We start from the raw sequence: 23,778 nt of genomic DNA on the forward strand, positions 1-23,778 counted from the left end.
CGCCAACTTCATGGGCTTCGTCAAACTCGCCGCTATCGCCATCTGGCTCAAATAGTTAAATCGTCACCACCGCCTAGAGCAATTCCAGGAAAGTATGAGCGGTTGGGCTGGGCGACTTCGCCGCAGCCTGCCGTCCGGAATTGCGTCAAAACAAAGAGATAGGGCGTTTCGCCATTTCCATGAAACGGTGAAACGCACTAGTGACGCCTTGTCGTGTCCTTCGGCTTTGAAACACCGGTTTCCGATGTCTCGTCGCGGACTTCGTGACGACGGGCTCGCAAGACGGCGTCATTCTCCTCGATGGCCTCTCCGGTCGCATCGGCTTCGGCACTGGCCTTCTTGCCCCGTGGACGCTTCGGCGGCGAAGCCGCAAATCCCGGGCCTTCGCCGTGCGGCGCATCTTCGGGCACGCCCTCATGCGCGGCATGCTCCTTGTCGAACTTGATGACCGGCTCCATCTTCGCCAGCACGTCGTCGGCAAGCCAGCACAGGCTCATATGGCCGTCGCCGAGATTCTTCACCGGCGGCACCTTGGTCTCGCACAGATTGTCCGGCACCAGCTTCTTGTAACCGCAGCGCGTCTGGAACGGGCAGCCGGTCGGCGGGTTCATCGCCGACGGGATGTCGCCTTCGAGCACGATGTGCTTCTTGACCACGCTCGTGTCGGCGATCGGGATCGCCGAGAGCAGCGCCTCGGTATAGGGATGGTAAGGCGGCGAGAAGATCTGATCGGTCGTGCCTTGCTCGACGATATAGCCGAGATACATGACGACGACGCGGTCGGCGATGTAGCGCACCACCGACAGATCGTGGCTGATGAACAGCATCGTCGTCTTGTTCTTGCGCTGGATGTCCATCAGCAGTTCGGTCACCGCCGCCTGCACCGAGACATCGAGCGCCGAGACCGGCTCGTCGGCCACCACCACCTTGGCGTCGCCGGCAAAGGCGCGCGCGACGCCGATGCGCTGCTTCTGGCCGCCCGACAGCTGGCGTGGCTTGCGGGTCTCGAAGGCGCGCGGCAGCTTCACCAAGTCGAGCAGCTCCAGCATGCGCTGGCGCCGCTCGGCGACATTCTTGCCGACCTTGAACTTCTCCAGCGTGCGGATGATCTGCGAGCCGACGCTGTGGCTGGGGTTCAGCGTGTCGAACGGGTTCTGGAACACCATCTGGATCGAAGACACGGTCTCGACATTGCGGCTCTCGATGCCGGTCGACTGGATCTCCTTGTTGCCCAGCGTCACCGTGCCGGAACTGGCGGTCTCCAGTCCCAGAAGCACCTTGGCGAGTGTCGACTTGCCGCAGCCGGATTCGCCGACGATCGCAACCGTCTCGGATTCGCGCGCGGTGAACGAGATTGTCTCGTTGGCCTTGACGACGCGGCCTTCGCTGGAGCCGAACACCTCGCTGCCGCCAACCCTGTAGTATTTCTTGAGATCGTCGATCTTGAGCACCGGCGCGCCGGGCTCGACCTTCTCATTGACCTTCTTGGCGCCAGGCGGCAGTGCCTCCCAGTCGATCTCGTTGAACCGCACGCAGCGCGAGAAATGCCCCTCATGGCCGTCGACCGGGATCATCGGGATTTCCGCGGCGTTGCAGACGCCCTCGACGAAATGGTGGCAACGTGGGCCGAAATTGCAACCCTTCGGCCGCTCGTGCGGCAGCGGCAACTGGCCGGGAATAGAGATCAGCGGCCGTGAGTTCTTGTCGGCGCCGGGCAGCGGGATCGAGCGGAACAACCCTTGCGTATAGGGATGGCGCATCCGGTCGAACACATCCTCGATCTTGCCGGTCTCGACCGCCTCGCCGGAATACATCACCGTGATCTTGTCGCAGGTCTCGAGGATGAGACCGAGATTGTGCGACACGAAGATCATCGAGGTGCCGAACTTCTCGCCCAGCCCCTTGACCAGCTCGACGATGCCGGCCTCGACGGTGACGTCGAGCGCCGTCGTCGGCTCGTCGAGCAGCAAGAGCGCCGGCTTGGACAGCAGCGCCATAGCGATGACGATGCGCTGCTGCTGGCCGCCCGACAGCTGGTGCGGATAAGAGCGCATCATGCGCTCGGGATCGGGCAGCCTCACCGCCCGCACCATCTCCAGCGCGCGATTATGCGCCTCTTCCTTCGACACCTTGTCGTGGATCAGCGGCACTTCCATCAGTTGCTGGCCGATTTTCATCGCCGGATTGAGGCTCGCCATCGGCTCCTGGTAGATCATGGCGATCTTGTTGCCGCGGATGGAGCGCAGCTCTTCCTCGGAGAGCTCGCCCATGTCCTTGCCCTGGAACTTGATCTTGCCGCCGACGATCTTTCCGATGTTGGAAAGGTCGCGCATGATGCCGAGCGACACGGTCGACTTGCCGCAGCCGGATTCGCCGACGATGCCCATCGCCTCGCCGGGCATCACCGTGCAGGAAAAATCCATCACGGCCGGGATCTCGCCCTTGCGGGTGAAGAAGGAGATCGAGAGGTTCTCGATCTCGATGATCGGCTGACCGGTCGCCTTGGCTGGATCTCGAACTGCCTCGTTCATGGGTCGCTCCAATCCTTGTTCTTGGAAGATGGGGCCGAAAGCCCCGCCATCAATCCTTCATCGACTGTTCACGCAGCGAATCCGCCAACAGGTTCAGCCCCAGCACGAACGACATCAATGCGATTGTCGGCGGCAGCGCCGGGTGGATGAAGGAACGCAAGAGGCGGCTGGCGTCCTTGATCGCGGTGCCCCAGTCGGGGCTCTCCGGCGCCAGGCCCAGGCCGAAATAGCCGAGCGTTCCGAGCAGGATCGTCGTGTAGCCGATACGCAGGCAGGCATCGACGATCAGCGGACCGCGCGCATTGGGCAGGATCTCCCACAGCATGATGTACCAGGGCGATTCACCGCGCGTTTGCGCCGCCGCAACATAGTCGCGCGTCTTGATGTCCATGGTCAGACCGCGCACGATGCGGAACACGCCGGGGCTGGAAGCGAACACCACCGCCACGAAGATGTTGAGCTGGTTCGGATCGATGTGGACGATATGGAACGGATCCTTGTCGAAGACGAGGCCCGCATAGATCCAGCCGCCGACCACCAGCGTGATGCCAAGCAGGATATAGAGCCGATCCGGCCGGTTTTTGAACCGCGTCCAAAACAGGACGCTGAAGAAGATGATCGGGAACAGGAAGAACAATCCCGCCATCGCATAGGGGATCGGCGTGTCCATGATGCCCGGCGTCACCAGCAGGTAGAACAAGAGGATGACCGGGAAGGCCAGCACCAGATTGGCAAGGAACGACAGCAGCGTGTCGATCTTGCCGCCATAGTAGCCGGCCGGCAGGCCGAGCGTGATGCCGACCATCAGCGCGAAGCCGGTGGCGGCCGGCGCGATGATCAGCACGATCTGGCTGCCATAGACCATGCGCGAGAACACGTCGCGGGCAAGCTTGTCGCCACCGAAATAATAGACGAGCTTCGATGCCGGCTCGATCGCGCCGGGCAGCGTGTCCTTCATCACCGAGATCTGCGCCAACGGGTCGAAGGGCGAGATGGTCGAGGCGAAGATCGCCGTGAACAGCCAGAACAGGCAGATGAAGACGCCGGCGATGCCGACGCCGCTGTCGAAAAGCTGGCCGTAGAGGCCGAGCCGCTTCTTGTAGGTAAAGCTGGCGCCCATCACCAGGATGAGCCCGACCCACACCGGCCAGAACCGCCAGAGCACGCCGATAACCACGTCGAAGGCGCTGATATATTCGGTTTGCATCGGCCCTGCCCCTACTGAACCCTGATACGCGGATTGAGAAACGCGTAGCCGACATCGGAAATGAGCTGCGTGATCAGCACGATGAACACCGAGACCAGCGAGCAGCCGAGCAGCAGATCGATGTCATTGTTGCCGGCGGCTTCGACCAGCGTGTAGCCAAAGCCCTGGTAGCGGAACATCACCTCGACGATGACGACGCCGGTGAGCAGCCACGGGAACTGCAGCATGATGACGGTGAAGGGTGCGATCAACGCGTTGCGCAACGCATGCTTGATGACCACGCTGCTGAAGGACAGGCCCTTCAGCCGGGCGGTGCGGATATATTGCTGCGTCATCACCTCGACCATCGAGGCGCGTGTCATGCGCGCGATATAGCCGATGCCGTAGATCGCCAGCGTGATCACCGGCAGCGTGAAATTGTAGAAGGTGATGCCTTGGCTGGCGGACGCAGCCGAGCCGTTCAGCCAGCCGAGCCAGGAGGCGAAGATGACGGTGAAGATGACGCCCGACACATATTCGGGCGTCGCCGTCGAGGCGATCGAGGCCACGGACAGCACACGGTCGGTGCGCGAGCCTTCGCGCATGCCGGCGAGAATGCCGATCAGCAGCGAGATCGGCACCATCACCGCCAGCACCCAGAACATCAGCAATCCGGTGGCGCCGAGGGCCGGGAAAAGCTTGGCCCCGACCGTCGTCTTGAACTTGGTCGAGCAACCGAAATCGCCCTGCAGAACGCCGGAGAATGTCGGTTCGATCGGGTCGTTGCAGAAGGAGAAGCGTTGCGTCGTCTTGCCGGTCGCCGGATCGGTGATCGGATGCTTCGGCAGGACGCCCAGCCACTGGCCGTAGCGCACGAAGAAATTCTGCCGGTAGCCATGGTTGACCAGCCAGCTTTCAAGCTGGTCGGCGGGCGTGTGCATCTCGGTCTGGCTGATCGCCAGTTTCTTGAGATTGGGCTCGAGATTGACGAGAAAGAACACGACCAGCGTCAGGCACAGCATCGTGAGCAGTATGGTGCCGATGCGTCTGGCGATGAATGAGAACATGCGCGCCCCCTGCCGGCCGGGTTGGGGTCAGATAGGCTCAACCCTGTTTCGAAAAGCGGATGAGGCCCCGCCACCGCCGCAGGATATGCAGCGGCGACGAAGCTTGAGATACGAGGGGCCGCGGCCCCTCGTATTCATCACGCCATGGATCACGCCTGGTCGAGCCAGACCTTGCCGAAGTCGTGCTCGTAGGTAGGGTGCATCGAGTGGTTCTTCACCTCGGGCTTGATGTTGATGTAGAGCTTGCGCCAGTAAGGCTGGATGATGATGCCGGAATCCTGCAGCGTCTGCTCGATGTCCTTCATCACAACCTTGCGCTTCTCCGCATCGGCGATGCCGAGCGCCTCGTTCACCTTCTTGTCGAAGTCCGGGTTGGCGTAAGCGGTCTCGTTCCAGGCTTCGCCGGAGCGGTAGGCGATGGCGATGACCTGAATGCCCAGCGGACGCATGTTCCAGTTGGTTTCCGAGAACGGATACTTCGTCCAGTCGTTCCAGAAGGTCGAGCTCGGCAGCACGGTGCGCTTCACCTTGATGCCGGCCTCGCGCAGCTGAGCCGCGATCGCGTCCGTGGTGTTCTTGTGGTAGTCCTCGTCGTTGCTGATCAGCTCGTGCTCGAAATCGATCGCGCCGGCTTCCGTCAGCATCTGCTTGGCCTTGGCGATGTCGCGCTTGACCTCCGGCAGCTTGACATACTCCGGATGGATCGGCGCGACATGGTGGTTTTCGGCCGGCGTGCCGGCATTGCCATAGCCGAGCTGCAGCACGGTGGCATTGTCGACGGCAAGCAACATCGCCTGACGAACCTTCTGGTCGTCATAGGGCTTCTTGGTGACGTTGAAGCGAGACACAACCGTGGCTGCCGTCACGACTTCCGAAACCGGCGCGCCGACATCCGCGATGATCTTGATGTAGTCGGCGGTGGTTTCGTGGTTGGTCTGGACTTCGCCCGACTCGAAAGCCGAGACGGTCGCCGCCGGATCGGTGCCGTAATCGATGAACTCGACGCCGTCGAGGAAGGCCTCGCCCTGCCACCACTTGCCGGTCTCGCGACGCTTGTAGACCACCTTCTGGCCGACGTCGTAGGAGACCAGCTCGAACGGACCGGTGCCGATCGGGCAGTTCTTGAAGTTGGCACCCTTCTCGTCGAAGGTCTTGTGCACGACCAGCGCCGGGTAGTCGCACAGGTTCGGGATGATGGCGATGTCGGGCTTGGACAGCTTGAGCTTGACCGTCATGTCGTCGACCTTGACGACGGAGCCGTCGCGCAGCTTCTTGGTCGTGTCGTCGACGAGGCTGCCGAGGCGGCCAGGCATCGAATTGCCTTCCGCGCCCTTATCGGCCCAGCGGGTGAAATTGTAGATCACGTCGTCGGCGGTGAACTTGTCGCCATTGTTCCACTCGACGCCCGGCCGCACATGCAGCGTATATTCCGTGGCGTCGTCATTGATGTCCCAGCTCGCCAGCAGATACGGCGCGAAGGTGTATTCCTTGGTGTATTTCACCAGCGGCTCGAGCGCCTGGCGCTCGGCATTGGAGATTTCGGACCAGTCGGCGGTGCGCGGATCCTTCGGATCCTTGATCGACATCGCGACCTTGATCACGCCGCCCTTCTTGCCCTGCACGTCCTCGGCCCGGGCCGGGGTAGGCGCGGCGAGGCCGAGCATGCCATAGGCCATTGCCGTCGATGCGCCGAAGACGCTTGCCAAAGCCAGAAACTCGCGGCGGTCCACGCCGCCCGATTTGGCTTCTTCGGCCATTTTCAGGATGTGATCCGGAACACGGTCACCATTGCTCTTGTAGATTGCCATGACTTACTCCCATTGTTGGCTTTCCGCCTTGTAACATTCCGCATCCAAGCCGTGATGTCAAAACACGGTGTGAAGTGGGAACATGTTAGGGAATGTGCATCTTTGGTTGCAATACGGTTCGCGCGATAGCGACAGTCTTGACGCAAATTTGTTAGCGTGAGGCGGATTTTCCCAAAATTCGTCGCGGGCGATTAAATCAATACATTTTATGAGGATTAGGGCCTCTGTGGCCATGGCGAGCGGCCGCTTCGACTGGCCTTGGAAGGGCCGCGCACCCTCAATATTCGCGTTCGTAGAAGACGCCGCCCTTTGCCTCGCCGGCGTCATTGGCCTCGCCGCGCAGCTTCACGCCGCGGCCGACATTGAGGTCGATCGTGGCCTTGCCGGAGCCCGGCTTGTCGCCCTTCTGTATGGTCACATAGGTGCGGTCGTTGAGGTACTTGCCGGCCGAAACCGCGGTGCCGCCCTTCTCGTCCGTCGTTACGTCGAGATCGTCGACGCCGATGGCGCTCTGCAGGTTCTCGAGCAGCGAGGTCGAGCCGCCGACGCCAGCCAGCTGCGCGGCGGCGCTCGCAAGCTGCGCGATCTGCAGCGGCGACAGTTTGGACATGGATTGGCCAAAGATGAGCTGCGCCATCACCTCGTCCTGGGGCAGCGCCGGCACGGAGGAGAAGGTGAACTTCGGATTGGTCGCCTCGCCCGACACGAGGATCGTGACCGTGGCGCTGCTCGTCGTCGTGGTCGCCGTCATGTTGAGATAGGGCACCAGCGAACCCTGGAACCCGATCGTGCCCTCGGTAAAGGTCAGCCGCTTGGAGAGGATGATCAGCCGTCCGCGCTGCAAGGTGAAAGTGCCGACTGCCTGCGGCGCCGAGGCAGGGCCCGTCAACTTCAGCGAGCCGCCGAGTTCGGCATCGACGCCCCTGCCCTGGATGAAGATCTGGTTCGGCGCGTTCACCGTCACGTCGAGCGTCAGGCCGCTGCCGCCGTTGCTGCCGCCGCTGGACGTCGCCGGACGCAGCGCCTTGTCCTGCGCCCGCACCGACGCCGGCGCGTTCTTGTGCTTGACATCCAGCGCCGAAAGCGATCCCGGCAGCTTTTCCGGGACAGTGATGACCGTCCTTGCCAGGTTGATCGTGCCGGCGATCACCGGCGCAGAGACGAGCGGCCCCTTGATCGTCAGGTCGCCGCCGAGATTGGCGGTTACCACCCGGCCGTCTGTGTAGCGGCCATCGGTGAGCTTGACCGACAGGTCGGCCGGAAAACCTTGCGCCGGCGTGATGCCCACCGTGCCGCTCGCCGACAGGTTGCCGCGCGTCGACAGCTTTCCGGTCAAGCGGTTGATCCTGGCGACGCCGCCGCCAATCGCGACGTCGGCGGCGATATCGTTGACCGCCAGGCCGGAGCGGGCATCGATAAGGCGCGAGCCGGATGTCGTGACTTTGCCGCTGATCACCGGCGCGGATGCAGGGCCACGCACCTGCACATCGACATTGGCGGTGCCGTTGAGCGCCAGACCTTGAGCGGCGAGCTTGGCGGCAAGGAAGGAAAAAGGCACCTTGCCGTTGAAGTCGAGCGCCAAGGTGGGCGTGCCTGCCGTCGCAACCGTGCCGCCACCCTTAAGGCCGAGCCCGGCGCCGTCGCTGATGTTGGCGTCGAAGGCGAGCTTGTTGCCGGCGAAGGTTCCCGACGACGACACATTCATGCCGCCGAGGCCTGCGCTGCGTGTCTGCGAGGTCTGCACGCCGGAAGCATCGATGTTGAAGGCGACCGAGGGGGATGCCGGGGCACCGGTGACCTTGACGGTGCCCGAGATCGAGCCGGCCGCGTCGAGACCCGGCGAAAAGCTGTTGGCGAGCGAGATCGGCACCCTCGCCAGGTTGGCGTTGATGTCGAGTGCCTGCGCGACCTTGCCCGTCACCGTCGCCGTGCCGCCGCCGAGAATGAGCACCAGCCGGTCGAGCGTCGTCACGCCGTTGGCGACAGTGATCGTCGAGGCCTGCGCGATCGCGGCCTTGATGCCCTGCACGGTCGCCTGGCCAGAGGCGAGCTCGACGGTCGTCGTGCCGTTGGCGACCTTCACGCGGCCGGCGGCTTTGGCCGGGATGTTCTTGACGGTGGCGCCGCCGGAAAAACCGGTCCAGTCGCCGTCGCGCTTGAGATCGACATCGATGCCGGTGATGGCGGTGCCGCCGGACGTCACGCTCTCGGCGCGCACCGTGCCGGCAATGACGGGTGCTGCCATATAGTTCGCGATCTGCGCGTCGATGGCGACATTCCTGGCCGAGAGATCGCCGCGCTTGATCTCCGAGGTGTTCGCCTTGACCGCGACGGTGGGTCCGTTGGCCGCCTTGGTGAAAGCGATCGTGCCACGCACATTGCCCTCGGCCTTTTCCAGGGCCAGCGCGGCGAGCGGCCCGATATCGGGCAGGTCGAGCGAAACGGTGCCGACCGGCACGAAGGCATCGTCGAGGATGAGGTCGCCGAAGATCTTGTTCGGACCGAGCGACAGCAGAAGCCCGTTGATCGCGCGGCTGCCATTGGTCGTGGCGAGCACCGCGCTGCCCTCGAGGTTTTGTCCGGCGACGTTGCCGGTGAGCTGTACATTGGCCGCCGGATTGGCGGCGTCGGCCTTGCCGGTGGCCGTCAGCTTCAATCCGGTGATCTCGCGCGCCGCCACCGAAAGCCGGTCGCTGCTCACCGTCATCGACAGGTCGGGCGCGGTAACCAGGCCTTGCGCATTGAGCGCAAAGGCAATGGCGCCCTTGGCGTCTTTCGAGAGCCCTGAAACGTCGTTCAACGCGCCTCTGATCCCGGCGGCCAGCTTGCTGTCGGCAAGGCTCGCCTGGCCATCGGCGGTGAGCGCGCCCGAATTCAGCTTCAGCCCGTCGATATTGACATTGCCATTGGCATCGCGCTTCAGCGAGGCGCTCAACGCAGCGCTCTCGCCAAGCATGCCGCGTACCGCCGCTGGCAAGGCTGAAGAGGCGACATTGGCGTTCATATTGAGGTAGACCGAACCGTCGCCCAGCGATATCCGGCCGGCGACCTGGCTGTTGAGCGCATCGCTTCTCAAGGAGCCGCTGTCGACGGCAACGGCATCGGTCGTCAGGCGGCCATTGACCTTGGCCGTGACCTTGCCGGCGATCAGCGGCGCGATCAACTGGTTGTCGAGGCCAATCCTGTCCACCGACACCGTGCCGGAAACCTGACCTGCCCGCCCCTTGAGGTCGAAGGCATCCGAATGCAGCGCCAGGATGAGGCCGTCGACCGTCGCCTGGCTGGCGGCAATGGAAGGCAGGATCGCGGACACATCGAGCCGCGCCTGCGTGCTTTCGCCCGCCATCTTTGCCGACAAGGACTGGACGGCGATCTTGACCGGGCTTTGGGCGCTGCCGACCGTCAACGGCAGGCTGGGTCCGGATGAGGTAAGGTCGAGGGAGAAATCGCTGGCGCCGTTCGGGTTGAGAGTGCCGGCGGCCTTGCCTGAAATCCCTTCGCCCGAAAGCGTGGCGTGGTCCAGGGCGACGCCGCCCGCCAGCGTGTAGGTACCGGCAGCGTCCAGATCCAGCGGCCCGAGCCCCGCCTGCCTGGTCTGGCTGGTCTCGGCGCCCGCCAACTTCGCGTCGAACTGAATGTCGGGATTGGACGATGGACCCGTGACGTGTGCCGTGCCTTCAAGCGTTCCGGCCCCGTCGAGGCCGGGCACGAAATCATTGGCGAGTGCCAGCGGGAGGTTGGCGAGATTGGCCGTCAGGTCCAGTGCCTGACCGGCGCTGCCGGAAACCGTCGCCGAGCCGCCGCCGAGATTGAGCGCGAGCTTCTCGATGGCGGTCACGCCATTGGCGATGGAGAGGCTGGAAGGCTCGGCTATTGCCGCCTTGATGCCACGCACCGTCGCCTCTCCGGAGGCGATTTCCACGCTTGTCGTGCCGTTGGCGATCTTCACGCGCCCGGTGGCGGTGGCCGGAATGCCGGACGCCGTCGCGCCTCCGGTAAAGTTCGTCCAGTCGCCGTCGCGCCTCAGATCGATGCCGATGCCGCTGATGACCGTGCCGCCGGAACTGACGCTGTCGGCCTTGATGGTGCCCGAGATCGCCGGCCCCTTGAGGTAGTTGGCGATCAGCGCGTCGACGGTGATCGTCTTTGCCGCCAGCTCGCCGCGCGCGATCGACGTGCTGGTCGCGTTGATGGTGACGGTCGGCGCCTCGCCCTCCTTGGCAAAGGCGATCGTGCCGTTGATGTCGCCGGTCGCGGTCTGATTTGCCAGGGCGGCAAGCGGTCCGATGTCGGGCACGGCAAGCGTCAATGTGCCGAGCGGCAGGAACTTGTCGTCGAGCGCGAGATCGCCCGAAACCTTGTTGTCGCCGAGCGCCAGGCTCAGCCCCTTGATCGAGCGCTTGCCGTCGGCGGTCACCAGCGAGGCCTCGATATCCAGCGCCTGGCCCTCGGCGTTGCCGGTCAGCGAGATGTCGGCCGACGGATTGGCGATGTCGGCCTTGCCTTTGGCCGAGAGCTTGATGTCCTTCACCGTGCGGCCGGCGGCCGTCAGGCTGGCGCTGTCGGCTGACACCGTGAAATCCGGCGCCCAACGCGGGCCGCTCGCGCTCAGCGCGAAATTGACCCCGCCTGCGAGCGGCGTGCCAGCGAGCGACGACAGCGGCGAGACGTCGCCCAACGTGCCCTTGACGCTGGCCTGGATGTCCGAGCCCTGCATGCTGCCGGTGCCGCTGGCGCTGAGCGAGCCAGAGCTGATCTCCAGCGAGTTGGCGGCGAACGCGCCCTGCGGGTCGCGGGTCGCGGTCGCGGAAAACTTCACCCGCTCGCCGAGCAGGGAGCTGATCTGCGGCGGCAATGCCATCGAGACGGCGTCGGCATTCATCTTCAGCGTCATCGACAGATCGGCAAGCGACACGCCCGCCGTCAGCGCCGCATTGAGCGCATCGCTGCGCAAGGTGCCTTTCTCGATGGTCACGGTCTCGCGGCTGATCGTGCCGGAAAGATCCGCGGCGAGCTTGCCGGTCACCAGCGGCGCCAGCGTCGCCACATCCGTCTTTAGGCCGGCGGCCGCGAGCTTGATGTTGACCGGGCCGCTGCGGTTCCCGATATCGAAGCCGTCGGAATGGATCTCGCCCGTAATATTGTTGAGCTGGGTCCCGCCGACGGCCACCGAGGTAAGCGACGTGCCGATATCGACCATCGGCGCCTTGCCGTCGCCAAAGGCGCGCACCGTTGCCTTTTCGACGGCGACCAGGATCGGTGCAGCGCTGTTGCCGACATCGACAGTGACCGGCTTGTCCTTGGCGGAGAGCTCGACGGCGAGGTCGCTGGCGCCCTTCGGATCGACATTGCCGGTCGCGGCGCCGTGCACAGCATCGCTCTCTATGGTCGCGCGCTCGATATCGACCCCGCCCGACGTGGTCGCTGTTCCGGCGAGGTCGAAGCTCGTCTTGCCGGCAAAAAGCGCCTTTATCTTCTCCGGCAGGAAGCCTTCGAACTGGCCGTCGCCCTTGGCCTCGATGCGGTGGCCCTTGTCGGTGAGTTGGTGCCGGCCGGTCAACTGGCTGACGATCCGTCCGTCGACCATGAAGGTGCCGACGCCGCTCCAGTTGGCTAAAGGTCCGCTGCCGGAAACCACGATGTTGATGGGCGGCGCATCCGGCAGCTTGAGCAAATTGGCGATGATGCCGCCCGCCGGCTCCGAAGCCTTGAGATCGAGGTCGAGCTTGTTGTCGGCCGGCGCAAAATGGATCTTGGCGTCGACATTGCCCTCTCTGCCGTCGTGACGGCTCACGTTCAGCACGCTCTCGATCGCCAGTGGCGATGGATCCGCCTTGAGCGAGCCCTTGGCGGCCAGCTCGGCGATGCCGCTGCCGGCAAGCTCCTGGCCAAGCGCGATCTCCGGCAGGTCGATCTGCTTGACGTCGATCGAAACCGGCAGGCTCGTCGAGCCGCCCTGTGATGGCTGCTGGCTTGGCTGTGGCAGCCGCGCCAGTTCGATGCGCTCGGCGGCAAAGCGGTCGGCACTGAAATTCCAGGAGAGCAGCGCCGTCGGCGACCAGTCGAGCGCCACCTTGCGCGCCACCATCCAGGGCCCGGCGCGGTCTTCCAGCACCACATGGTCGACCCTCAATGCGCCCGACCAGATGCCTTCGATACCGGCGACCGTCACCTTGCGGTCCTCATCCGAAGCCATCTTCGATACCAAGCTGGCGAGATTCTGCCGGCCTCCTTCGGTGCCGGTCAGAACGACAAGCGCGCCGATCGCCACCACGAGCAGCACAAGCAGCGTGTAGAGGCAGATGCGGAGGATGCGCCAGACCATCTTCATCGTCAGAACGCCTGGCCGATGCCGGCATAGATGCCGAAATGCGGATCGCCCGGATCGCGGTTGAGCGGCACGGCAGCGTCGATGCGCAACGGCCCGAAGGGAGTAATATAGCGCAGGCCGACGCCGGCGCCGACCTTCACATTCGAGAAATCGGGGAAGGATTTGGTCGAGACCGTGCCGGCATCGACGAAGGGTACGATGCCGATCGTGTCGGTGACGCCGATGCGCATCTCGACCGAGGTCTCGAAGAAGGAGAGACCGCCGATCGGCTGGCCGTCGATATCCTTCGGGCCGATGCCCTGGTAGGAATAGCCGCGCACCGAGCCGCCGCCGCCGGAATAGAAGCGCCGGTCGGCGGGCACGTTCTGCAGCCCGGTGCCGACGATCGAGCCGAGCGTCGCGCGTTCGGCGAGCACGAACCTGCTTGCCGTGTCGAGCGACTGGTAGGTGTAGCCCTCGCCCTTCAGCTTCAGGAAGGTCGCGCCGTTCAATATGTCGTAGCTCGGCTCGGCATAGGCGAGGAAGCGGAACCCCCTGGTCGGGTTGAGCTTGTTGTCGCGGCTGTCATAGACATATTGCAGCGGCACGCTGGCGATCAGATAGGTATGCTTGCCGAAGGCGTCGGTGATCTTCGAATAATCGAGGTCGAATTCGGCCGAGACCCGCTGCTTCTTGTCGAGGTCGTAGGAAACGCCGACGTCGCCCTTGACCGAGAAATGATCATAGGCATCGGGGTGCTCGAACACCGTCTTGATGCCGGTGAAGAATTTCGACGTCGGCCCGAGCACGCCGGGCTTCTCGAACATGACGCCGGCATTGTAGTTGAGCGCGGAAATGCTGTTGCTGCCGATGCCGCTGATCGAGCCATCGATACGCAGCTTCTCCGCCTGTCCGAACAGGTTGCGGTGTCCCCAATAGCCTTCGAGCCCGAGGCCTTCCGTATTCGAGAACGTGCCGCCGATGCCGAAATAGCGTGGCTTGCGCTCGCTCACCTGGACATCGATCGGGATGTTGCCGTTGGCGTCGAGGTTGTCGCCTTCCTTGATGGTCACGCTGTTGAAGACTTCGAGCCCGAGCAGCCGGTCGCGGGCATCGTCGATCTCCTGCGGCGAATATTGCTGGCCTCGCTTCAACCCGGTCATGTATTCGGTGAAGTCGCGATCGACCTTTTCCGTGCCCTCGACCGTCGTGTCGCCATAGCCGGCGACCGGACCGGCCGCCACCGTCAGCGTCACGTCCAGCGTCGAGGTGGCGTGCTCGGCGACGATCTCGCGGTCCGTCACCTTGGCAAGCGGCCTGCCTTCTTCCTTCAGCGCCCGCACGATCAGCGCTTCGGCCTTGAGCACCGCGCCGGAGCCGGCATCGCCGCCGGCAATCAGGCCGAAATCGGCTGCCGCCAATCCCGCCGCATCACCCTTCAGCCGGATGTTGCCCAACGTGAATTTCGCTCCAGGGGAAACCGTGACGACCACCGGAATGGGCTGCGGCCCCTTGAACTCCGCATCCGGCGGCAACTCGTCGATCGACTTGCCGTCGATCGTGATGGTGACCACGCCCTCGTAGCGGGCATCGGCGTATAGGGCGGCGACCAGTTGTTCGCGGTCGCCGCGCGCCTTGGCCATCAGGCCGAGCGATCCCGACACCGGATGGTCCTCGTCGTTTTTCAGCGCCGAGGCATTTTCGAGCTTCTTGACCAGATCCTTGTCGGCGTCAGGCGCATTGATCGTCACCGAGTAGCGCAGCGGATCGACGACATCGGCATCCTCGTCCTTGGACGAACCCCAAAGCTTGATGCCGAAAATCTCGAAAGCCGCCACCTGCCGTACCTCCGCGGCCAGCATGGTCGAGCAGATGAGCGCGAAAAGCAGGGCGCGCGGAAGCCCGCGCCCTGGCGCGTACCCTCCTGACATCTGCGTTTCATGCGCCGGCATTAAGACAACCTAGTCGACAAAACTAAAATTGGAATGAAGTTCCGCAACGTTCGTAAAGGGGCCACAATCCAATTGTCTGAAATAGACTGGGCTTGGAATTCACACCTTTTGCGATTCCGCAAGAAAGTGTGATCCGTCTCACAGAGGTTCTGTCGAAATACCGGCCTTTGGCCGGCATGGAAACCGTTCGCGGGTGATAAACCTGCGGCGCTCCGGCGTTGACAAGCCTGCACGAAGCTTGATCATGCCCGGACGCTGGCGATGTCTGGAGGGTGGTATGGCAATGCGCGCGGCTCGTGGTCTCTCTTTCCTTCTCCTTGTCTTTTTCGCCTTCAGCGGCACGGCACTTGCGGCCGAAGCCCGGCGAATCGTGACGACCGACAATTCCGACTATTTTGGCTTCGACCTGCGGTCGGAGCAGAATGTCAGCCTCGACCAGTGCAAGACCACGTGCCTCGGCGACCCGGCCTGCCGTGCCTTCACCTACAACACCAAGGCCAAATGGTGTTTTCTCAAATCCGACTATAACCAGTTGAAATCCTTCACCGGCGCCGTCGCCGGCAAGGTCGCGAATGTCGATGGCGACCCGGATATCGGCGCCCCGCCGGCCTTGGCCTTCTTCCCGAACTGGATGGCCGACCAGGCCCAGCAGTTCCGCAACCACCTGACCGATCCGGCCTATGACAAGCCGACCGAAGGGCTTGCTGCCCTGCAGGCGGCCGCCGAGCAGGCAGCACTTACCGGCGACCATCGCCTTGCCATGCAGAAATACCAGGCGGCGGTCTCCGTCCTGCCCGATGACGGCGCGCTGTGGCTGGCGCTGGCGCGCGAGATACTCGCCGTGGAGCCGGCCTCGAACACCACCGAACCCTCGACGTTCCCGATGAACGCCACCTCGGCGGCCTTCAACGCCTACAAGCTGGTGCGCACCGCAAAGACCCGCGCCGAGGCGCTGGCCCTGCTCGGCGCCGGCCTCGACAAGCGCGATCTGTACCGGCCGTCGCTGCAGGCCTATGAGGCGAGCCTTGCGCTGATGAGTTCGCCCGCCGTCCAGGCCGACTATGCCGACCTCAAGGCGCGCAAGGGTTTTCGCGTCATCGAGCACACCGTCGATGCCGATTCCTCCTCGCCGCGCATCTGCGCCCAGTTTTCCGAGGAACTGGTCAAGACCGGCGTCGACTATGCGCAGTTCGTTACCGTCGACAACGCCGCGCCCAAGGCCGTCGAGGCCAAGGACAAGCAGATCTGCGTCGAAGGCTTGGAGCACGGCCAGCATTATGACGTAACCTTCCGCGCCGGCCTGCCGGCCGCGATCGGCGAGACAATCGCCGCGCCTGTCGTGCTGTCGATCTACGTCCAGGACCGCGCTCCCTCCGCCCGCTTCACCGGCGACAGCTTCGTGCTGCCGGCCGGCGCCCGCCGCGGCATTCCGGTCGTCACCGTCAACATGAACGCCGCCAAGATGACGCTCTACCGCATCGGCGATCGTTCGCTGGCGCAGCTTCTGTCCGGTTATCAGTTCCTGCATCAGCTCGACGGCTATGACATCTCCACCATTTCCGACCAGATGGGCGCGCCCGTCTGGTCGGGCACGCTCGATATCGCCAATGATCTCAACAAGGAGGTTACCACTTCGTTTCCGGTGGACGAGGCGATCCCGCAGCGCAAGCCCGGCGTCTATGTGCTGACCGCGCAGCCGGTCGACGACAAGAGCGACGATTACGGTTCACGCGCCACGCAGTGGTTCGTGGTCTCCGACATCGGCCTTTCCACCTATACCGGCCAGGACGGCCTCAACGTCTTTGCCCGTTCGCTGGGCTCGGCCAAGCCGATTTCGGGCGCCGAACTGACGTTGCTTGCCAAGAACAACGAGATACTCGGCACGGCGACCACCGATGCCGAGGGCCACGCCGTCTTCAATCCTGGCCTCACCCGCGGCGAAAACGGCATGGTGCCGGCCGTGCTGATGGCCAAGCAGGGCGACAACGACTTCGTCTTCCTCGACATGGGCAAGGCCGGCTTCGATCTTTCGGATCGCGGCGTCGAGGGGCGCGCCTCGCCAGGCGCGCTCGACGTCTATGCCTGGACGGAGCGCGGCATCTACCGCGCCGGCGAGGACGTTCACGTCGCCGCCCTTGCCCGCGACGGCGCCGCCAAGGCGGTCGAGAACCTGCCGCTGACCTTCATCTTCACGCGTCCCGACGGCGTCGAGAACCGCCGCGTCATCAGCAATGGCGAGTCCGCCGGCGGCCACGCCGTCGACCTGCCGCTCGAGGCCAACGCCATGCGCGGCACCTGGACGGTGTCGATCTACACCGATCCCAAGCAGGCGCCGGTCGCCAGCCAGATGTTCCTGGTCGAGGATTTCGTGCCGGATCGCATCGAATTCGACCTGACCGCCGACAAGAAGGAGATCGCCCAGGGCGAGACCGCCAACGCCACCGTCGACGGCCGCTTCCTTTACGGCGCGCCGGCCGCGGGCCTGGCGCTCGAAGGCGAGATGACTTTGTCGACCACGAGCAGTTGGGACAGCTTCAAGGACTTCACCTTCGGCCTGGCCGACGAGCAGTCGAGCGAGCCGACCGTGACGCCTCTCGCCAATCTTCCCGTCGTAGGCGACGACGGCAAGGCGACCTTCCCGGTCACCATCGACCAGTTGCCGTCGACCACCAAGCTGGTCAACGCCAAGGTCACCGTGCGGATGCGCGAGGCCGGCGGTCGCGCCGTCGAGCGCTCGCTCGACATCGGCGTTCGCCCACAGCGCGACGTCATCGGCATTCGCCCCGATTTCGCGGATGATGAGGTGCCGCAAGGCGGCACGGCGAAGTTCAGCATCATCGCCGTCGACCCGAACGGCAAGCGCGAGGACCTGAAGGGCGCGCAGTGGTCGCTGGTCAAGGTCGAGCGGAACTATCAATGGTACCGTTCCAACAATTCCTGGAACTACGAGGCGGTGAACCTCACCAAGGCCGTAGCCAACGGCGCGGTCGACCTGAAGGCCGATGGCGAGGCGACGGTATCGCTGCCCGTCGACTGGGGCCGTTACCGGCTCGAGGTCGAGACGGCCGATCCTGATGGTCCGGCGACCAGCTATGAGTTCGACGCCGGCTGGTACGTCGCCTCGACCACCACCGAGACGCCAGACGGCCTGGAGATCGCCCTCGACAAGGATACTTACGCCGCCGGCGAAGTAGCCAAGCTGAAGGTCTCGCCGCATTTTGCCGGCGAACTTCTGGTCACCATCGGCGCCGAGAAGCTTTTGAAGACGGTCACCGCTTCGGTGCCGGCCGGCGGCAGCACGGTCGACATCCCCGTCGGCGACGACTGGGGCGCCGGCGCCTATGTCACGGCGACCCTGTTCCGGCCCGGCGACGCGCAGGAGTCGCGCATGCCGGCCCGCGCCATCGGCATCCAATGGCTGTCGGTCGATCCGGGCTCGAAGAAGCTGGCGGTCAGCTTGACGCCGCCGGAAAAGACCTTGCCGCGCCAGCAGCTGTCGATCCCTGTCGCCGTCAACGGCGCCCAGGCCGGCACAAACGCCTATGTGATGGTGGCGGCCGTCGATGTCGGCATCCTCAACCTCACCAATTACAAGGCGCCCGACCCTGAGGACTGGTTCTTCGGCCAGCGCATGCTGGGGCTGGAGATCCGCGACCTCTACGGACGCCTGATCGATGGCTCGCTCGGCACCATGGGCAAGATACGCACCGGCGGCGACGGAGCGAACATGCAGGCGCAAGGCAGCCCGCCGACCGAAAAGCTGGTCGCCTTCTTCTCCGGCCCCGTCGAGCTCGATGCCGACGGCAAGGCGCGCATCGACTTCGACATCCCGCAGTTCAACGGCACCGTGCGCGTCATGGCCGTCGCCTGGACGAAGGATGCGGTCGGCCATGCCCAGGCCGACGTCATCGTGCGCGATCCGGTGGTGATCACCGCCGGCCTGCCGCGCTTCCTGGCGCCGGGCGATGCGGCGACCATGCGCCTCGACATTGCCGACACCGATGGTCCGGCCGGCGACTATGCGCTGTCGGTCACCACGACCGGCGACCTTTCGACCGGCGACAAGCCGCTGCCCGAGAAGCTGACGCTCGCCCAGGGCAAGCGTCAGTCGCTCACCTTCCCGCTGGTCGCCAAGACCGCGGGCGACGCCTCCGTTACCGTCAAGCTCGCGCATGCCGGCGGCGCTCAGGTCGAGCAGACGCTCTATCTGCCGGTGCGGCCGGCGCAGCTTCCGGTCACCAACCGCATGGTTGTCGACCTGAAGCCGCATGGCGGCTCGCTGCGGGTCGACAAGGAACTGCTTGCCGCAAGCGTGCTCGACGGCGCTTCGGTCAGCGTCGGCGTTTCGCAGTCCTCCGCGCTCGACGTGCCGTCGCTGCTGATGTCGCTCGACCGCTACCCCTATGGCTGCGCCGAACAGACCACCAGCCGCGCCATGCCGCTGCTCTATGTCAACGACATGGCCAAGAGCATCGGCATGGAGAGCGACCCGGACCTGCATCAACGCATCCAGGACGCGATCTACAAGGTCCTGTCCTATCAGGCGGCAAGCGGCAGCTTCGGCCTCTGGGGGCCGGGCTCCGGCGACCTGTGGCTCGACGCCTATGTCAGCGAGTTCCTGACCCGGGCGCGCGAGGAGAAATACGATGTGCCCGCGCTGGCGATGAACCAGGCGCTGAACAACCTGCAGAACTCGCTGGGCTACGACCAGGACGTCCAGGACAAGGGCAGCGAGATCGCCTATGCGCTCTACGTGCTCGCCCGCAACAAGAAGGCCTCGATCGGCGATCTGCGCTATTACGCCGACACGCAGATCGAAGCCTTCTCCAGCCCGATGGCGGTCGCTCAGTTGGCGGCGAGCCTCGCGCTCTACGGCGACACGCAGCGTTCGGAAGCCACCTTTCAGACGGCGCTGCGGCTGGCGCAATCGGAAACCGACTACGACTGGTACCGCTCGGACTATGGCTCGCGGCTGCGTGACGGCGCGGCGATGCTGGCGCTGGCGGCGGAATCGAAGCCGGTGCCGAGCATCATGCCGCAGTTGATCAAGCTGGTGGGCGTGGCGCGCGCCGATGCCCGCTGGACGAGCACGCAGGATGAATCGTGGATGCTGCTCGCCGCGCGAGCGCTGAAGGAAGGCAATGATTCCATCATGCTTTCCGTCAACGGCGCGCCGCATTCGGGCGGTTATTCAGACCAGGTCGCTGGCAGCGACCTCGTCGACAGCCCCCTCACCATCGCCAACACCGGCGCGACGCCGCTGCAGGCGGTGGTCACCGCGGTCGCCGCGCCGGTCGAGCCGCTGCCGGCCGGCGGCGACGGCTTCACCATCGATCGCACCTACTACAGGCTCGACGGCACCGAGGCCAATGTCACCGAGGCCAGGCAGAACGAGCGCTATGTGGTCGTGCTCAAGGTCTACGAGCAGAACAAGTGGCCGTCGCGGCTCTTGATCACAGACCTGTTGCCGGCCGGCTTCGAGATCGACAATCCGAGCCTGGTTTCCAGCGCGCAATTGTCGAACTTCTCCTGGCTGGCGCAGACCGACGCCGCGCATCTGGAGTTCCGCGACGACCGCTTCGTCGCCGCCTTCAACCCGAACGAAGGCGACGGCGACCGCAACATCACGCTGGCCTATGTCGTGCGCGCCGTGACGCCGGGCACCTACGCCCATCCGGCGGCGACGGTCGAGGACATGTACCGGCCGCAATACTCGGCCCGCACCGCCACCGGGGTGATGGAGGTCAAGGCGGAATAGCGATGAAAAGGTCACCGATATCTCCCTTCACCCCGTCTCTGGGCGGGGTGAAGGTGCCGGTTCACCCTCCGAAGCTGCAGCGTCGCTGCCGCGAAGGACGGGCAGGTGGATGAAGGGCAGCACCGTGCTCTCCAGAAAAATCCTCAAACGAACCGCGATCGCAGGCCTTTGCCTCGCCATCTTCGCCGCGCTTTCGATCGCCGAGCTCTGGGAACTCGACCGCGCCTTTCCGCCGCCACTGCCGGCGAAGCTGACGGTCTCGACGGAGGTCCAAGATCGCGACGGCCAGTTGTTGCGCGCCTTCGCCACGCCGGACGGCTACTGGCGGCTCGAAACCCGCCTCGACCAGGTCGACCGGCAGTTCGTCGACATGCTGGTTACCTACGAAGACAAGCGCTTCTGGGATCATCGCGGCGTCGATCTGCTGGCGCTCTGCCGCGCCGCCGGCCAGCTCGTCACCAGCGGCCACATCGTCTCCGGCGGCTCGACCTTGTCGATGCAGCTTGCCCGGCTGATCGAGCCCCGCGACAGCCGCAGCCTCGGTTCGAAGCTCAAGCAGATGCTGCGCGCCATCCAGATCGAGCGGCGGCTGTCCAAGCGGGAGATCCTCGAACGCTACCTGACGCTGGCGCCCTATGGCGGCAACCTCGAGGGCGTGCGCGCCGCTTCGCTCGCCTATTTCGGCAAGGAGCCGAAGCGGCTCACCGTGTCGGAGGCTGCCCTTCTCGTGGCGCTGCCGCAATTGCCGGAAAGGCGCCGGCCCGACCGCAATCTCGACATTGCCCACGCCGCGCGCGACCGCGTGCTCACCCGCATGGTCTCGGCCGGCGCGCTCGGCGAACGCGAAGCCGCGCGCGCCGCGCTCGACGACGTCTCCGGCCTGCGCCGCAAGCTACCGGCGCTGGCCGCGCATGCCTCCTATGCCATGCTGCCCAAGGCCGTGCCCGGCAAGCCGCTGCAGCTCACAATCCGCAAAAACGTGCAGCAAGGGCTGGAACAGGTGGCAAGAGACGCCGCCAGGAAGCTCGGCCCGAAACTGTCCGTCGCCATGGTCATGGCCGATGCGCGCACTGGCGACATTCTCGGCGAGGTCGGCTCCGCGAATTTCTTCGATGCCAGCCGTTCCGGCTGGATCGACATGACCAAGGTGGTGCGCTCCCCTGGTTCGACGCTGAAGCCCTTCATATACGGCCTGGCCTTCGAGCAGGGGCTGGTTGCGCAGGAAACCATCATAGAGGACAGCCCGGCCGATTTTGGCGGCTACCGTCCGAAGAATTTCGACATGGGCTACCAGGGCGATGTCTCGATCCGCCAGGCACTGCAATTGTCGCTCAACGTGCCGGCGATCCGCGTGCTCGACGCCGTCGGTCCGGCACGGCTCACGGCGCGCTTCCGCCAGGCCGGCGTCAACCCGATCCTGCCGGTCGACGAGGCGCCGGGCCTGGCGATCGGGCTTGGCGGCGTCGGCGTGACCTTGCGCGACCTGGTGCAGCTCTATACCGGCCTCGCCAATGGCGGCAAGATGCATACGCTGCATGACGGCACCGAGCCGGCCGATGCGGAGCGCACCACCGCAACGATCCTCGACGACCAGGCCGCCTGGCAGATCAACGACATCCTGTCCGGCGTGAAGCCGCCGGAAGGCGCCATGCAGCGCGGCATCGCCTACAAGACCGGCACCTCCTACGGCTATCGCGACGCCTGGTCCGTCGGCTTCGACGGCCGCTACGTGCTGGGTGTGTGGGTTGGCCGCGCCGATGCCAGCCCCATCCCCGGCCTGTCGGGCTATGTCTCGGCAGCTCCGATCCTATTCGAAGGCTTCGTCCGTTCCGGCCTTGCCAGCGTGCCGCTGCCAAGCCGACCGCCGGGCGTCTTCAACCCCAAGCGCGAGGAACTGCCGGTGACGCTCGCCCGTTTCGGCCCCGGATCGGATGGGCTGGTGCAGGCCACCGCCACGGAACCGGCGCCGACCATCATCTTCCCGCCCAATGGCGCGCGCGTCGACCTCGGCACGAATTCCGCCGATGCCACGCCGCTGGTGCTGAAACTGCAAGGCGGCCGCGCGCCGTTCCGCTGGCTCGCCAACGGCAAGCCGCTCGCCGGCATCGACCGCCGCCGCACCGCGACCTGGCTACCGGACGGCACCGGCTATTCGACGCTGACCGTGATCGACGCGGCCGGACGCGCGGCGAGCGTGAAGGTGTTCGTCGAATAAGATGCGGCAAGCGATTCAGGGGATTGAGTTTCTCCGCCTGATATTCGGCGCGAGGCACCCCCCTCTGGCCTGCCGGCCATCTCCCCCGCAAGGGGGGAGATTATTCGCTTCGCGGCCTTCGCCAATCTTTGACGATGGCAGGAGAGGCGCGGCGCCGAAACTGCCAATCTCCCCCCTCGCGGGGGAGATGCCCGGCAGGGCAGAGAGGGGGGCCTCGCGCCGACCTTTGTCGGGAGCATTCTTCGCAGCGCTTGCGCTGGCGATCGCGAGCCCTCCCTCGGCTTACGCCGACCCCCTGCCCGCCGGCTTCGTCAGGCTCGCCGATATCGACCCGACCATCCGCCAGGATGTCCGCTACGCCGGCCTTGAAAACTTCCTGCACCGCAAGGCCGACGGCTATGACGCGCCGGTCTGCGTCCTGACCGCACAAGCGGCCAAGGCGTTGTCGACCGTCCAGAAAGCAATAGCCGCCAAAGGCCTGACGCTGGTCGTCTTCGACTGCTACCGCCCCGCGCGCGCCGTCGCCGACATGGGCAGATGGACAAGAGAGGGTGGCCAGCCCGATCCGCAATGGTATCCGACAGTCGAGCGCGGCGATCTCATCGCCAAAGGCTATATCGGCGAATTCTCCAGCCATTCTCGAGGCTCGACGGTGGACCTTGCTATCGCCGAGGCCGTCAATAAAAGCGAAGTTCATCCGGCCTGCGGTGCGCCGGACGGCGGCACGCTCGATTTCGGCACCGGTTTCGACTGCTTTGACCCAAAGAGCGAGACCGCCAGCGCCTTGATCGGCGCCGAAGCCACCGCAAACCGCAAAACGCTGCTGACCGCCATGCGCGCCGCCGGCTTTCGCAACTATGCGCGCGAATGGTGGCACTTCACGCTGGCCAAAGAGCCGTTCCCAAAACAGCGTTTCGATTTTCCGGTGACCGCGAACTAGGGCTTGTTGAG

9 protein-coding genes are annotated in these 23,778 nt (G+C 64.8%); 3 read left to right on the forward strand and 6 right to left on the reverse strand.

Translation table 11 applies throughout. The features are described from left to right. Window positions 1-197 precede the first annotated feature (197 nt). From FJ414_RS20195 to FJ414_RS20220, 6 genes are all read right to left on the reverse strand, one after another. Window positions 198-2,531 (reverse strand): ABC transporter ATP-binding protein, encoded by a 2,334-nt coding sequence (locus FJ414_RS20195; protein WP_140646107.1) that lies wholly within the window; start codon window positions 2,529-2,531, stop codon window positions 198-200. Window positions 2,532-2,580: 49 nt separating this feature from the next. Then, entirely contained in the window at window positions 2,581-3,738 is a 1,158-nt protein-coding gene (locus tag FJ414_RS20200; RefSeq protein ID WP_140646108.1) for an ABC transporter permease, read from the reverse strand. Window positions 3,739-3,749: 11 nt separating this feature from the next. Continuing rightward, window positions 3,750-4,784, reverse strand: a complete 1,035-nt coding sequence (locus tag FJ414_RS20205; protein WP_140646109.1) for an ABC transporter permease — start codon at window positions 4,782-4,784, stop codon at window positions 3,750-3,752. A gap of 149 nt (window positions 4,785-4,933) precedes the next feature. After that, window positions 4,934-6,592, reverse strand: a complete 1,659-nt coding sequence (locus FJ414_RS20210; protein ID WP_140646110.1) for an ABC transporter substrate-binding protein — start codon at window positions 6,590-6,592, stop codon at window positions 4,934-4,936. 277 nt (window positions 6,593-6,869) lie between these two features. Further along, window positions 6,870-12,923, reverse strand: a complete 6,054-nt coding sequence (locus tag FJ414_RS20215; protein WP_140646111.1) for a translocation/assembly module TamB domain-containing protein — start codon at window positions 12,921-12,923, stop codon at window positions 6,870-6,872. Between the two features lie 2 nt (window positions 12,924-12,925). After that, window positions 12,926-14,854, reverse strand: a complete 1,929-nt coding sequence (locus FJ414_RS20220; protein WP_140646112.1) for an autotransporter assembly complex family protein — start codon at window positions 14,852-14,854, stop codon at window positions 12,926-12,928. A gap of 277 nt (window positions 14,855-15,131) precedes the next feature. On the opposite strand from FJ414_RS20220, the gene FJ414_RS20225 reads away from it, so the two are divergent. From FJ414_RS20225 to FJ414_RS20235, 3 genes are all read left to right on the forward strand, one after another. After that, window positions 15,132-20,612, forward strand: a complete 5,481-nt coding sequence (locus FJ414_RS20225; protein ID WP_140646113.1) for an alpha-2-macroglobulin family protein — start codon at window positions 15,132-15,134, stop codon at window positions 20,610-20,612. A gap of 109 nt (window positions 20,613-20,721) precedes the next feature. Continuing rightward, entirely contained in the window at window positions 20,722-22,827 is a 2,106-nt protein-coding gene (gene pbpC / locus FJ414_RS20230; protein WP_181181664.1) for a penicillin-binding protein 1C, read from the forward strand. Window positions 22,828-23,053: 226 nt separating this feature from the next. After that, window positions 23,054-23,767 carry a M15 family metallopeptidase gene (locus FJ414_RS20235; protein WP_226892204.1) on the forward strand — a complete coding sequence of 238 codons (714 nt, stop codon included), beginning with the start codon at window positions 23,054-23,056 and terminating at the stop codon, window positions 23,765-23,767. Window positions 23,768-23,778 lie beyond the last annotated feature (11 nt).

This window comes from Mesorhizobium sp. B3-1-6, from assembly GCF_006439555.1.
Classification (GTDB): domain Bacteria; phylum Pseudomonadota; class Alphaproteobacteria; order Rhizobiales; family Rhizobiaceae; genus Mesorhizobium.